Raw genomic sequence first — 15266 nt, 5'->3', positions numbered from 1 at the left:
TTAACTGGATCTACTATGAAACGTCTGATATATTTCACACTGCTCTTTGCAGTAATATCGTCTGCCTCCTGTACAAAGGATTTCCTGGAGAATACAGACAAAACACAACTGACCGACGAAATGCAATGGTCGTCCGAAGGAAATGCAGATATCTTCCTCAACGATATCTACGGCGATCTGCCCAACTACTGGAATCAGCCGGAGAACCTGGATAATTTTACTGATGATAATGATGCTGGCTTCTACTACACCTCCTATAACTGGAAACAAGGTATCGTATCACCTGCCGGCACAGACTATACAGTATGGGGAGGTATTACCGGATCGGGAGATCTTACCAACTGGCCCGCTACTTTTACAGCTGTAAGAAAGTGTAATACCTTCATGGCTAAAGTGCAGGCATATGCCGGTAACTTTTCAGACACCTGGAGAGAAAAACGCCTGGACGAAGTCCGCTTCCTCCGCGCCTTCTTTTACAGCGAGTTATGGATGCATCTCGGCGGATTGCCCATCATTACCAGCGTTCCTGACAGAAGCAACGGCGACAGCAGCCAGCTGTATTATCCACGTAGCACGTTTGGAGAAACCCTTGACTTCATCACAAGCGATCTCGATACGGTGATTTTAAACGCCAAATTAGCCGTTAAATACAACCAGGGCGATGCTGATGCCGGACGTGCCACATTAGGCGCTGCATTGGCCTTAAAAGGCTGGTTACAGTTATATGCAGCCAGTCCCGCGTTCAATGCAGCACAACCTGCAGCAGGTGCAGACCCTCATCGCATAGCAGGCTACAATAACTTTGATGCGAACAGATGGGCCGCTGCCGCAACGTCTCTTAAAAAGTTCATCGATCAATACGGCAATGGCCATCCTTTCGGTCTGTTCACCGACCTGTCATCCCTATGGTATGAAGCGAATGAATACAACAGCGAAGTGCTGTGGGACCGGCAGGTAGTAGCAGTTACTATGGGATCTTCTTTCGAACAATACGGCGGTCCCGTATGGATCAATGGCGCCTACTATACCTGGGGCAATTACAACCCCACACAGGAACTGGTCGACCAGTTTCAGATGGCCAACGGCAAAAGCATCCAGGACCCTGCCTCCGGTTACAATCCTCAAAACCCGTATGTTGGCAGGGAGCCCAGGTTCTATCAGTGGATAGTGTATGATGGTGCACCTTACAAGATGAACTGGATGGACAGGCAGGACACGATCTATACCCGCATCGACAGGGTACGTCCCTCCAAAAACCAGATCGACTTCGGTACCGACGATGTAAGCAATACGGGATACTATTTCAAGAAAAGACTGAACCCCCTCGTACGGCCAGGTGGAGGTACTATCAGCGGCGCAAATTTCATTTACTACCGTTACGCAGAGATCCTGTTGGGATATGCTGAAGCACAGAATGAAGCAGTAGGCCCGGATGCAACAGTATATGAAGCAATCAACCAGTTGCGCACAAGGGCCGGTCTTCCGAACCTGCCGGCTGCACTCAGCCAGGAAGCGATGCGTGATGCCATTCATCACGAACGGCGTGTGGAATTATGTTTCGAGAACAAACGCTTCTATGACCTCATCCGCTGGAAAACAGCAGAACAGCTGCTGATCCATGACAGACATGGCATGAAGATTTCCAACACCGTTCCGGAAAATAACAGCGGTGTATGGCAGTATGAAGTTGTACCCTTGAATCACCCGCACGTATTCGTGCCCAGGATGTACCTGAACCCGATACCGCAGGATGTGATAGACCGTAATCCGCGTGTAGTGCAGAACCCCGGGTATTAAACATATCGCTATAAAAAGAAGACGCCATCTCAGATTTGAGATGGCGTCTTCTTTTTATAGCGATCAAATAAACTAGTCAAGCTTCATAAACCTGATCGTCACAGGTCTTCCTTTCTCTCGTTTGAGCACTGCAAGATAGATCCCGGCCTGTAGCTGTGTTACATTAACACTGATCTTCGTGCGGCCTGAAACATTGTAAGAACCTAATTCCTGGCTACCATCAAGACTCATGATAAACAGCTTCTCCCATCTATCTGTCACATTCATTTTATCGATGGTCAGTGTATTGCCCACCGGATTAGGATAAAGGTGCAGGTCCAGCCTTCCGTTATCGCTATCCTCAACAGGCAGGTTAAAGGTTACCGCCCTGGATACCCCGGTACAGCTGTCCGCTCCTATCACTACACGATACTGACCGTTCACCTGTGGTATATATACAAGCTCCGTTGCAATTCCCAGCGCCGTTTTCCAATAGAATCTATCGTAATACTGCCACTCTATCGTGCCCTCGCTATAGTTGACAACCGTCAGATTACTGTCCGTAGCCAGAATGTCCGGAGTAAAGTCCCTCACAATTATTCCCACAGGCTCACTTGTATCGCTGGCTGGCTGTGCACATGTAATGCTGCTTTCCATGATCACACTTACCTTGTCATTATTTTTCAGCCATGTTGGACTAAAGAGGACATTACCGCTGCCGGTGGTATCAACAGGTACACCGTTGATCCGCCATCTGTAAACAGGCGCAATACCGCCATTCTCCGGAAATGCCTTAAACGTAACAGTACGGCCGCTGCAAATAACATCTTTATCCGACACTACCACTACAGACGGTTGTACTATTTCCTCCACCTGCATCGCAATACGGGTGCTGTATTTATCATCCACTACACAACGGAACTGGTATTCCTGCCAGCTTCGTGGTACATGGGCCAATGTTAGTGTAGATGTACGGGTACCAGAGAAATCCGCATTGTCAGTTATATTCACAAAACCATTACCGGTTTGCCGCTGCCATTGATAACGCTGACCGGTCAGGTTCGATGTCAGCACGGCAGGTGCATTATCACATACTCTTTTATGAACGGTATCTGACAACTGATTGAGGAGGAGCACAGATTTATCTGCCCATGCCAGAGATGCGATCAGGTCCTGCCTTCCATCCCCGTTAATATCTCCTGCAAGCGCAACCCCTGCGCTATCGCCACCGGGAAGGATACGCGGGTCGGCAAAAGAGATCGCCCCACTGGCAACACTTGTATTTCTCAATACAGATATTCCCTTGGCAGTATAATAATAGCCATCCAATATACCAAGCAATTCTGGTCTGCCATCACCGTTCAGGTCACTTATGAATGCATCCCGGCAGCTTCCGTCTACCTTGAACATTACCGGTTCGCCAAAAGCAAACGTACCAGGCGCGCTGTTGTTGTTTATCACCCAGATGCCACCACCACTAGCCGATATGATATCAGGCTTTCCATCACCGTTCAGATCTCCCAGGCGGATCGTGAGCGGAGAATTGTACAACGAATACAGTATTTCTACTGGCGGAGCAAAGGCAATGTGGCCTTTCGAACTGATGTTCCTGTATATGACCATCCTCCTGCCGTTAATCAGAATAACGTCTGCAGCACCATCCCCGTCCATATCATTAACCACGATGGACTCAGCACCGTAGGTAACAATGAAATCCTGCCTTACATCAAATGCCGGATGTCCGGGTGTACTGATATTTCTGTAAACAGAAAACATACCGGGATAAAAATTGCTAACGGCAATATCGGATTTACCATCGCCGTCTATATCTCCTATGGCGGTTCCGGATCCATCCGGTGGCTGTTGCATCTGGCTGGTTACGATGGTATGTGTCTTGAAACTGATCTCATTACCCGTGCCTGTATTCAGGTGCACCTGGAAGTCTTTGTTGTCTCCATTAAACACAACAAGGTCAGTCCGGCCATCTCCATCCACATCTCCGTTCAGGATGAAGCTCGGAGTAATAGAAGTATATATTGCTTTGTGCGGTGCAAATGATAGTTGATCCGGACTGCTGTTATTCGGTACGATCACCAGACTATCTTTCTTCTCAGCAATGATCTCCGGCTTGTTATCATTATTCAGATCAGCAATTTTCCGGACGTAGTTGTAAGCCAATCCGGTCTTTTCATTAAATGCAAAAAGTGTATCGCTGGTCACCGGGTAAGTAGTAACGAACGGCAATACAGCGTATGCTGTGAGATGGTCCGTCGTTAAGGTGACCGGCGTATAATCTGTGCCTGTAGGCACTTCTACCGTCAGGGAAGTAGTGCTGGCAGATAACACTTTAGCTTTTGCAGTGCCGAACAATACCCTGTTAGCGCCCGGATCTTCACTGAAATGTTCTCCTGTTATCACTACGCTCGATCCCACAGGTCCGGTAGCTGGCGTTACGGTATGTATCACCGGAACAACACCGTAAATAAATTCACCTCCGGCAGATGTACCGGCAGTGCTGCTAACGGAAACATTACCTGTACTGCCATCTCCTACAATTGCCGTAATTGTGCTGTCATTATCTACTGTAAATGAAAGCGCCGGGGCATCTCCAAACTTCACAGCAGTTACACCCGTTAAGTGCAATCCGGAAATAAGTACAGTTGTACCCTTAACACCCGAAGAAGGTGAAAACGCATAAAGGAAAGGTTGCGTAGAAACATGGTTCCTGTAAATAGAAATAATGCCTTCCTTGTTACCGGCCGTCATCATATCCGGTTTACTATCGCCGTTCAGATCAGCCACAATGAGATTGGCAGACAACCTGCCGTTGTCAAAGGTAACACGATCAGAAAACCGCAACCTACCAGGTGTACTGAGGTTTTTCATGATGCTCACATGTGCATCCGGTTCTCCCGAAACATTCAGGTATACAAGGTCTAATTTATTATCGCCATCTATGTCACTGAGGTCCAGTTCACTTGGAACAGCGCCAGGCCGGTAATTCCGCTCCACCTCAAATTTCAGCTCTCCGGTAGCCGGATCGGTGGTATTCCTGAAAAAGGAAATAAAGGATCCGTCGCCACTGCTAACAACAAAGTCATTCCTACCATCATTATCAAGATCGCCTACGCGCACATTTATCGCACCATTGGAATAATAGGCGCCAATCCTTTCAAATTTGATCTCACCTTTTGTACCGATGTTTCTCCAGATAGTTACACTGTCACCACTGGTACCAATTATTTCCGGTTTACCATCACCATCCAGATCGCCGGCTATACGCGATTGATCAGGCACATTGATCGACTGCTCCCATGAGTAACGGAACGTATCCGGATTAGACAAATTCCTGTACACTTCCCAGGAGCCAGCCAGGTCTGGTTTACCGTCACCATCCATGTCTGCAAGCAATCCCCATCCGCGTATCATTTTAGGAGGATCGAACGCAAAATTACCTGGCTGCGATCTGTTTATAAGTATATAGTTCCAGGAGTCAGGAGGATAAAACAAGTCAAGCTTACCATCACCGTTGAAATCTGCCAGCTGAACTTCCGCCAGCCAGTCATCTTCACGCGGAAGGTCCACCAGCACATGCGGCGCATCAAACGTAATGCTGTCGCCCGTAGTCGTATTTCTAAGGATATACAATTTTGTATTATCGGCTATGATGATATCCGTTTTTCCGTCCCCATCAATATCACCGGCTCTCATAGTTCCGCCAAACCTATGATAGGTGATCCTCACCGGTATTATAAAATCTATGCGTTGATCAAATGATGTAGCAGTGATACTACCGCCATTGTCGAAGGTGACGTTGAATGCCTTACCACTGTTACTTACCAGCCCATCATGTGCTACGGTAACAGGTTCATAGGTCGCTCCTGCCGGCACAGTCACCGTCAGCGAATGCTCAGTAGCAGCAGTAACTTCCGCTCTTACCGGTCCGAAACGGACCATATTCTCCGCAGGATTCGTGCTGAAGTGATTACCAGTAATGGTGACCGTTGTACCCACAGGACCAGAAAGTGGCGTCATGCCTGTAATTTCAGGACACTGCACAAAGGTGAAACCGTCCTTTTGAGCAAGAACACCCCTTGTCACAACCGAGACTTTACCCGTCCCACCATCTCCGACCATTGCAGTGATACTGGTCTTACTGTTTATTTCAAACGATTTTACATACTCAGTGCCAAAGGCGACAAAATTTGTGCTGCCAAAGCCGGTACCGGTAATTTCGACCATCTCGCCGGTAGTACCGATCTTCGGCCAGAAGTCCCTGATCACAGCTTTTATTGAAAACTCTTTTAGTCCGTCAACACCAGGTATACTTAAGCCACCCGCATTCTTAATACTGATTTTCCCGGTCTCACCCTCACCTACAACTGCTGTGATCACCGAGTCAGATACGATCGTAAAACTGGTTGCCGGTACGCCACCAAAGCTCACGGCAGTCGCCGTCAGGAAGTGAGCGCCATATATAGTGATGGTACTGCCTACAGTATCTGTATCAGGAGTAAAATCATAAATAACAGCTGCAGGCAGGAAAGTAAATCCGGCCAATGAATCGATACCATTAGGTCCCTGTACCAGGATGCTTCCGGATGCCCCCTGCGCCGACGGTACAGCGCGGATCGTTCCATTCCGCTGAACGCTGAATGACTCCGCCGGCTGACCGCCAAACGTAACCCTGTCGGCCCCGCTGAACCTGGATCCCGATATAGTAACCACATCACCGGCTTTCGCGGTGACAGGAGAGAAGGAATCTACCAGGAGCGTCGGTGGAAAGCTAACGTACCGCACCATCGTATCAGTCACGTTGCTATTGTGTGCCACTACCTTGATCGTATCAGTTGAATGACGTTTATCATGCACATAGGTGGCGTTATAACTATTGCCCGCAAATGACCCGTTAACAAACCACTCATAGGTATATACTGTTTTGCCTGAGTTGATCAGGTGAACAACATTGTCTATGTGCATTCCCGTCGTATCAACAGTGAAAAAAGCCTGTGGAATAGTTGGTCCTCCGCCGTTATTGCTCATTTCCAGAACTCCCCGCGTACCACCGGCCCATAATTGTGTGGTGTTAAGACATTGCAGATCAAGATACATATTCAGATTAGAATAGGAATCACTATCATGCGTCAGCCTTTCCCACATTCTTCCGCCGTCAGTCGTTTTATAGACCTCATAGTCATTGCCAATAGCAAATCCTGTATTGTCATCTACAAACTGGAATTTCCTGACGTCAATAGAAGTCGCTTTCGTACTCAGCTTATTCCAGTTTCTCCCCCCATCAGCAGTGTAGTATAGCAGCTTGCCTTCTGTAGATGATGAAAGATATACCCACCCTTTCTGAGGAGTGAGAAAATAAGCATAGTATAACCCACCGGTTGGTAAGGGGCGTGTTTCCCATGTGTTACCACCATCGGTGCTCATGAGGAACTTGGTGTTGATAATGCCTATGTCAGCAAAAGCAATATAGGTATTGGCGTCTATGGCCTGCAGGTTCGAATAATATGTTTGCGGCATCGGCCATACTACCGACCAGCTTCGCCCCCTGTCAGTAGTTCTCATGATCCGGTCCTGGTCAATGGCAAACCCTTTCGCACTGTTGCCGGCAAAAACCATATCCTGGAAACCATAAGTCAGATCCCCCGAAGAATTGCCATGAAATACAAGCTTGAAGTTATTCCCGCCATTCACAGAATACAGGATAGCGCCTACCAGGCCATAGTCTCCGTACACTAACAGGGTATCTTTGCTCAGTGCTTTCACACCGGAAATACTAAAGCCGAACGTAACATTGACAGAATAGTTATTAAAATCAACGTTATTGAGCGTAATGTCCTTCTTCAGGAACGTCCGCCCGCTGTCAGCAGTATAACCTAACCAGTTGCCAAAGGCCACATAGCCCTGGGAGGGCGACAAGAAACTCAGTTTATTGATATCAGAGGCGTCACTGTCTGTGTAGACTTTCCTCATTTGTGAAGATGCCTGGAAGCTAAAACACAGTACACAGGCAAGACTAGCCAGCAATAGCCGTAAAGCTGGCAATTTACTACGTAAATGCATATAGGTATTTGGGTATAAATAGTCGGAGATTGTCCCCTTTTCAAATTTCTGCTGATGAACGTTTACACAAGATAAAGATAGATATTAAAATACAATAATATCTATTTCTGTTTTCCGGTAGTGCACCAGTTCTAGGGAAAACTTCTGATTACCAGAAAAAAGCTGACAGTATATTGAAAATAAGGAACCGGTAGTTAACAATCTGATAATCATAAAATTATGCTGTAAATATTTTAAAGGAAAAATATATTTTTTTTTAGAAATCACTATCTTTACCGCAAATAGAACTCAATATGGCTAATACAATCGTTACTATAACAATTGCCGTAATATTTGGGTTGTCAATAACTATCCCAATTATAAGACTTTCATTCAAAACATTTAAAAAGGTTAATAAAATTACTGTCGAAAGTAAATTGAGTGGTGAAGTAGTGGAACTTGACCTGAATAAAAAAAACAATGTTGATAAAGTCGAACGATTTGCGGATATATTACTAGGACTTAAATAGTTATTATTTGGCAGGCAAAAAATCTCAGTTATCCTCAAAAGCAATAAGACAAGACAATATAGCGGGTGCAGGTGGCGGAATGTTGATTGCTAGTTTAGCTAATAATCTACCTGAAGGCAATCAATTCAAATCCTGGTTATTAATTTTAGCTCCACTATTAACTATTATCATAAAATCATGTTGGGACTTCATCTGGTCGGAGATAGCTACCTATTTTAAGAAATTACGAGCTGGAAGGTTAAGGAATAAGGCTGTAAAAAACATTGAGAAATTACTGAAAGATCCATCAATTAGCTATGAAAAGAAAACAGAATTAAGCGAGAAGAGAGAGCAGATAAAATTATCTTCAGTAGATGATTTGCTTGCTCATGTGAAGAAGCTAACGGGGTCATGAATTTTTATTGTAGCAAAACTCAAACCGTTACACTCTCCCTTTATCCACATCAACGCCGCCTGGTTGTGGATAATCTCCTACTAATCAATCCCAAACACACCCTGAATTGTGCTAAATTTATATACTCAAAATTATCTTTAATGGCACGCCAGAATTCTCTTATAACCTTTACCGGTAAACTCGGTAACCTCATCGGCTATCAGCGCAATGGAAAGTACTTCCTGCGCAGCATGCCTGAAATAGTAAGGCAAACTACCGCCACCCGGCATGCAGCCCGACGCTTCGGCCTGGCCAGCAGGAAGGGAGGCCTTATCCGTAACGCCTTCTATGACGATCTCGATATCCGCTGCGATAACAGCCATGTCAATCGCCTGAACAAACTGCTCATTGAAGCAGCCGGGAACCTCACTGCAATTACAGGCTACCGTTTCAATCAGTACGCCGGAACAGACCGTTTCTTTAGCATCGCACCCAGGCTTTTCAGGAATGGAATATTGCATATTCCCCCGCAAAACCTGGCGCACTACAAAGACATCAGCGCGGTGGAAGTAAAAGTAATTGCCACCCGTATCGACTTCGACAAGCATCAGATCACCGGTACAGAAACGGCTGTAATGAACATAGATCTCCGCCAGCCTTTCGCCGGAGCAGACGTTTCCCTGGATATAGCCGGTTCAGGTACCCTTATCATCACCTTACAGGTAAGAGGCATACATAACAACGAAATATCCGGCAACAGGCAATACCTCGCCGCCGACATAGTTGCCGTAAAAGAATTGCAATTACCAGTATCGTTTAAGAAAAGCGTCTACCCGCAACGGGCAGTATTATGGCCGGAGATGCCTTTATGCGCTACATACGTGCATGCACATCAACCGGCGATCCAACGGGAATAGACTTCCCCGCCCTTGAAGATCTATTTTGAGAGTAATATCCATTGACGTTATAACCCACCCTTCGCTTTTAATATCCGGCCCCTGCCCGTAGCTACAGCATAGCCCTGAAGCAGCCCTCCCATTGCCGTACTTCATCATAATATAGCTTATCGTTGCATTTCATCACAATTGTACGGGAAAAGACCAACACCTGATCAAGTCCACCTTCCCTCCTGTGATGCTTCAGGTATACAGCATGGTTTCCCCTATTACACACCTGGGATACGTCCGGTAAAGCCCTGTTCCCTTTTACTTCCCGAAATGCGCATTTATCAGTGGCAACCGTCTGAGCCCTTTAGGATTGTTCATCGCTATATTATATAACCCGAGCTGCACGCCTTTTAACCGGTTTGTTTTGTTAAAGCCTCCTACAGCAAGCCCTTTATGCTGATAAGAAGAATTATATGCTGAAATAGCCACGCCCCTCACTTCATTGACATTCGTGAAAATAATACAGATGGCCATCCCGTTCACCCTGTTCCGTAAAGAATCCCCCTCCTTTTGCCTGCTTTGCAACGTATAACTGGTTACCAAACCATTTAATGTGTCTGCAACCAGGACCGCACCCGCTACATATCCGTTCATTTTCTGCACTAAATTGATAGGAGATAGCATTATTCCGTTTTCCCGCGATACGGTATTCCATATTCCTGCAATGGCAATACCATTGTTCCTGCTTATTGAATTGAGACCTGCACCAATTGAGATACCGTTAGTAATGCCTTCATAATCACGGTCTACATTCAACAGGCTGACATCAAAGCCGTTCATCTTTCTGACATCATCATTTAACAGGCCAAACTTAAAGCCGGAATAAACCGGCGCATCACCAAAGCAGATCCCAGCTTTTCGCGGACCAAGACTGAAATATTTTGACGGTATTGAATCAGTTTTCGCAAATGCCAGGAAGGGAAACGATAACGCAAACAAGAGGGTTAAAGAGACAGATTTAGGCATAGTAAAGGAATTATTACCTTAATAATAACCATTTTAGGCTGAACTCCCAATTTTCACCCCTGTTTACCGCTTTCCGCCCGCTACATAAGGACCGAACGTATTCTTCACTTGCTGCCCCTTTTTAAAAGAATCCAGCACAAAAATATTATACGACCCTCCACCCGGAGCTACACGTATCACAATATGCCCATTGGTACTTTTATATGCATTCTCTAACGCAGGCCCGATCACCAGTTTATTTGCCTCCAGCATATTGGTGGCAAACATATCATGCGGATACGGATTAGTAGCCCGTGAAGTAAGGCGGATCAGCACTTCATGGCCAGGATGATCACTTGACCACACCTGTTGTATCCATACCCGTGGCCGCAGCGTCTGGATATAGTTTACATTGAGTGCATTCCTGTTGCCATGATGGCTCATCGTAGCAACATCCACCTGACCTACAATAGGCGCTACAGCACTTTCCATATCATTACAGGCCGGTTCTCCGTAGTTAACAACACCCTGGATATCTGCAGCAAAGAAGATGCTGAAGTTCCCGTATTGGGCTCTTATGCCGCAACCGGCATTATTCTCATCCGGCAGCATTCCCCCTGTATTGGCAAAATGATTGAACACATTCTCTCCCGTTCCGTTCCATATAAAACCGTTGGACATAATATTCCTGATATGAAACGCCGGATATGCAGCAGCATCTTCCACCATCACAAACTGGTCTTTACTACCCGTCCTGAAACGTTCCGCCTTCATTCCCTTATGACTTGTCTGGTATTCGATGAAGTTGATGTAATTGCCCAGTTGTTGCAGCTCCCCGTCATCACCCAACTGTTTAATCTTCTTTTTCAGATCAACCGGATAATTATAATCAGGATAACCACGGTCCACGATCTTCCTGATAGGAATTCTATCCCCTACCCCTGTTATTCCTGTCAGATAGTATTTTCCTTCCGCAGCCGCTTTCGCACCTTTATACATGCCGCCGAAATGATCATCATGAAAATGTGTGATCATCGCATAATCAATCCATGCAGACGGGTTCACCCCTTTGATATAATCCGCCACCCACGCATATGCCGGCTGACTGTTATCGGGCTGTAAAGGGGCTGTACGTGCCGATTGAGTGCGGGGATCGGCCGGGTTCAGCTCACCGGCGTCTATCAGCATCGTTGTCCCATCCGGCATGATCATAAAAGCACAATCTCCCCTTCCCGTGGTAATGAAATGAATATCAAGATTTCCTTTCTTCCAGCCCTCAAATACTTGTGCACCCGCATGCAACGACACAAAAAACAAAACCACCAATACAACAAACCGCTTACATGATTTATTCATCTTCAATCTATTTACAATAATTTTATATTCTACGCCGATCGACCCAGTCAAAGATCACCTTGTTTGTAGCCCCGCCCCGCAATATTAACACCACAACCCCGTCGGTTACATTACCAAATTGTTAACCACCGCTACCGCGTATCACTCCCCCACTATTAATTTCAATAGCAGATAATATAAACTTAACACAGTTACAGTATTCCAGGAAATATCTTTACGCGGCTCTATAACATTATTAGATACAAGAATTTACAATTATGAAAAAGGGATTTGCACTTTTTATTCTATCGTTACTCGCAACCGGCGTGTTTGCCCAGAAGGCTAAGCATATTGTATTAATTACAATTGATGGCTTCCGCCCGGACTTCTATCTTGATACTTCCTGGCACGCAACTCATCTGCAACAGATAGCTAAAAAGGGAGTGCAGGCGAAAGGCGTAAACAGTGTGTTCCCTTCTATGACCTACCCATCACATACGACCATCGTAACAGGCGTATGGCCGGTGAAACATGGCATTTACTACAATAACATGTTTGAACCGAACGGCCCTACCGGCAAAAACTACTGGAACGATAGCGCTATAAAAGTACCGACCATCTGGAGCGTTGCACAGCAAAAAGGCTTGAAGGTGGCAGCTTTGCTCTGGCCGGTTTCTGCGGATGCTCCGGTAATGTACAACATCCCCGACATCGGTGGTTTGGGTGATGCAGTAAGAGAGAAATATTCAAAGCCTGAAGGGTTCATCGCAACGCTGAAGAAAGATGTCTTCAACAACGCTTCGCGGATTGAATATGGAAAAGATCACAACGTTGCAGCTATCGCATCATACGTTATTAAAAAAGACCAGCCTAATCTGATGACCATCCACTTCTTCTCTGTGGACCATTATCAGCACGAACAGGGACGTCAGGGTGAGCGTGTAAGCGCAGCAGTAGCTGATGCCGACAGTAGTGTAGGCATTATCATCGACGCCCTGAAAGAGGCAGGTATCTGGGAAAACACAGTACTGATCGTTACCGGCGACCATGGCTTCCTTGACGTAAAAACAAGCATAAATCCCAATGTATGGTTAACGAAAGCAGGACTGATCACAGATGTGAAAAAAGATGACTGGAAAGCCCAGTTCAATTCCGTAGGAGGTTCCAGCTATCTATACCTGAAAGATAAAAACGACAGCAAAACATTAAAGCAGGTGAACGAGATCTTAGCTAATCTGCCTGCAGAAGAGAAAAAATACATCCGTATCATCGATCGTAAACAACTCGACAAAGTAGGTGGTAATCCTGAAGTGGCCTTCGCTCTCAGCGGCGAAAATAATGCCTCATTCGGTAACGCTATGACCGGCGATGCCATCAAACCTGGTAAAGGCGGCACACATGGTTATTATCCTGACTTCCGCGAAATACGTACCGGCTTTGTAGCCTGTGGCCCTGGCATAACAGAAGGTGGTGTCATTCCTGAAATGAACCTCCGTGATATCGCACCAGCACTGGCAAAACTGTTAGGCCTGTCACTGCCATCAGCAGAAGGCAAAATACCCGCTGGACTGCTATCAAAATAGTTCATACATCAGATGCCAACAAAGAAGGGCTGTGCTAATGCTTTGAGGCGCAGCCTTTCTCATTTACAACCCTTGAGGACCATAGTTTCATGTTGGGATAAGATAAATCGGAGTAAATAATCATTTTTCCTCATTTTCGCCCCGAAATAATCATTTTTCCTCATTTTTACCCAGAAATAATCGTTTTACAGTATTAAGTATTAGATTTACTGTAAACATGAGGATATGGATTTAAAACCAGCAGGCAGTCAATGGTTGAAGGAAAAATATAATATCTCTGGATATACATTGACACATTGCTCGTTTATTGGAAGCAATAACGCTATAGAAATTACTAACAGGGGAAATATTGAGCAGACATATACCAAAAAGTACGCACCTTCCGAAGATATGTCCGTAGCTCATTTGGAATTTTCATTGAAATATGATGATTTGAATCTGCCCTTCTTGGGGAAAGTATTTGAAAAGATTGAACGAGAGGATATAGAAAAATTTATTGAAGTATCCCCATCAGGGAAATATGCCAGAAGGATAGGTTTTTGGTTTGAGTTTTTAACTGGCAAACAGTTGAAAATAACAAAGCCAATAACCGGAAATTATATAGACCTGTTAGACAACAATAGATACATTACCGGTAATATTATTAAAGACCCTCGTTGGCGTATTAATAATAATTTGTTAGGTACAGCCGCGTTTTGTCCCGTCGTACGAAAAACAAATAAGCTTAAGGAATTACTCAAACAGGATATTACCGAAAAGATAGAACAGCTCAAAACAGAGTTCTCTTCAACCGTTTTCTACAGAGCTATCAATTATCTATACAGCAAAGAGACAAAATCTTCCTATGAAATAGAAAAAGAACAGCCTACTCCAGATAGAACAGAGAAGTTTGTAACTTTACTTATACAAGCCGGCGCAGAGGAAACGGAAAAATTACTGGATGAACAACGTCTGACACAATTACAAAATGCCATCGTAGATAGTAGGTTCGCAGCTGGTGGATTCAGAAATTTTCAAAACTACATCGGACAATCATTGCCGGGATACATAGATATGATCCATTACGTATGTCCGCCCCCGGCTTTTGTTCCTTCCCTGATGAGTGGCCTCGTGGATGTTTCTAATAGATCTACCGGTATACCGCCTGAAATCAGAGCCGCTATCATTTCCTTTGGCTTTGTTTTTATTCATCCGTTTGAGGACGGTAACGGAAGACTTCACCGGTTTTTAATTCATGATATATTAGTACATGATGGAGTTGTTCCTAAAGGCTTGATCATTCCGGTGTCGGCTCATATGCTGAATAATATACGTCAGTATGACTCCATACTTGAAAAATATTCCAAACCACTAATGCAACTGATAAAGTATAACAAGAATAAGGAAGGTGGAATTGAAGTCATAAACCCGCAGGAGGTTGAACCCTACTTCCGTTTCCCGGATTTGACTGACCATTGTGTCTATCTGGCTGAAACAATTTATGCAACGTTAAAAGAGGATATGCCGGAAGAATTACTATTCATACAAAGGTATGATGAAGTGAAACGAGCATTGCAAGATGTCGTGGACATGCCGGATCGGGATATTAATCTAATGATTTTGTTTTTACATCAAAATAAAGGCATATTCCCAAAACGCAGGAGATCACAATTCTCCAAATTAACAGATCAGGAAATTGAAAGAATGCAAACGGAATATCGAAAAATATTTGAGTTAGAATAGT

Annotated in this window: 9 protein-coding genes; 6 read left to right on the top strand and 3 right to left on the bottom strand. The window is 45.1% G+C overall.

Annotated elements, in window-relative coordinates; genetic code table 11:
- Nucleotides 1–15 precede the first annotated feature (15 nt).
- Nucleotides 16–1797, top strand: a complete 1782-nt coding sequence (locus tag C7475_RS22855) for a RagB/SusD family nutrient uptake outer membrane protein (RefSeq protein WP_110055722.1) — start codon at nt 16–18, stop codon at nt 1795–1797.
- Between the two features lie 72 nt (nt 1798–1869).
- Here the strand turns inward: C7475_RS22855 and C7475_RS22850 are convergent, their stop codons facing one another.
- A complete protein-coding gene (locus C7475_RS22850) occupies nt 1870–7851 on the bottom strand; it encodes an FG-GAP-like repeat-containing protein (protein ID WP_110055721.1) in 5982 nt (1993 codons plus the stop codon).
- 293 nt (nt 7852–8144) lie between these two features.
- Between C7475_RS22850 and C7475_RS22845 the strand changes: the two genes are divergently transcribed.
- The 3 genes from C7475_RS22845 to C7475_RS22835 all read left to right on the top strand — a co-directional run bounded on the left by C7475_RS22845 (nt 8145) and on the right by C7475_RS22835 (nt 9650).
- The gene (locus tag C7475_RS22845; protein WP_110055720.1) at nt 8145–8360 is read left to right on the top strand and encodes a hypothetical protein; all 216 of its coding nucleotides are present in this window, start codon (nt 8145–8147) and stop codon (nt 8358–8360) included.
- Nucleotides 8361–8367: 7 nt separating this feature from the next.
- Nucleotides 8368–8754: a hypothetical protein gene (locus C7475_RS22840; protein WP_146217623.1), complete on the top strand. Its 387-nt coding sequence runs from the start codon at nt 8368–8370 to the stop codon at nt 8752–8754.
- A 140-nt stretch (nt 8755–8894) separates the two neighbouring features.
- Nucleotides 8895–9650: a hypothetical protein gene (locus tag C7475_RS22835; protein WP_146217622.1), complete on the top strand. Its 756-nt coding sequence runs from the start codon at nt 8895–8897 to the stop codon at nt 9648–9650.
- 288 nt (nt 9651–9938) lie between these two features.
- On the opposite strand, the gene C7475_RS22830 is transcribed toward C7475_RS22835, so the two are convergent.
- Nucleotides 9939–10646, bottom strand: coding sequence for a hypothetical protein (locus tag C7475_RS22830; protein WP_110055717.1), 708 nt, complete (start codon nt 10644–10646; stop codon nt 9939–9941).
- A gap of 63 nt (nt 10647–10709) precedes the next feature.
- Entirely contained in the window at nt 10710–11981 is a 1272-nt protein-coding gene (locus C7475_RS22825) for a ComEC/Rec2 family competence protein (RefSeq protein ID WP_110055716.1), read from the bottom strand.
- Between the two features lie 257 nt (nt 11982–12238).
- Here C7475_RS22825 and C7475_RS22820 point away from each other — a divergent pair, with 257 nt between their 5' ends.
- The gene (locus C7475_RS22820; RefSeq protein WP_110055715.1) at nt 12239–13543 is read left to right on the top strand and encodes an alkaline phosphatase family protein; all 1305 of its coding nucleotides are present in this window, start codon (nt 12239–12241) and stop codon (nt 13541–13543) included.
- Between the two features lie 225 nt (nt 13544–13768).
- On the top strand, nt 13769–15265 hold the full coding sequence (locus C7475_RS22815; protein ID WP_110055714.1) for a Fic family protein: 1497 nt from the start codon (nt 13769–13771) through the stop codon (nt 15263–15265).
- The last annotated feature ends 1 nt before the right edge of the window (nt 15266 follow it).

Source organism: Chitinophaga sp. S165, assembly GCF_003182155.1.
Lineage (GTDB): Bacteria > Bacteroidota > Bacteroidia > Chitinophagales > Chitinophagaceae > Chitinophaga.
Note: the sequence above shows the minus strand (reverse complement) of the source record. Positions and strands in the feature narration are given on the sequence as shown.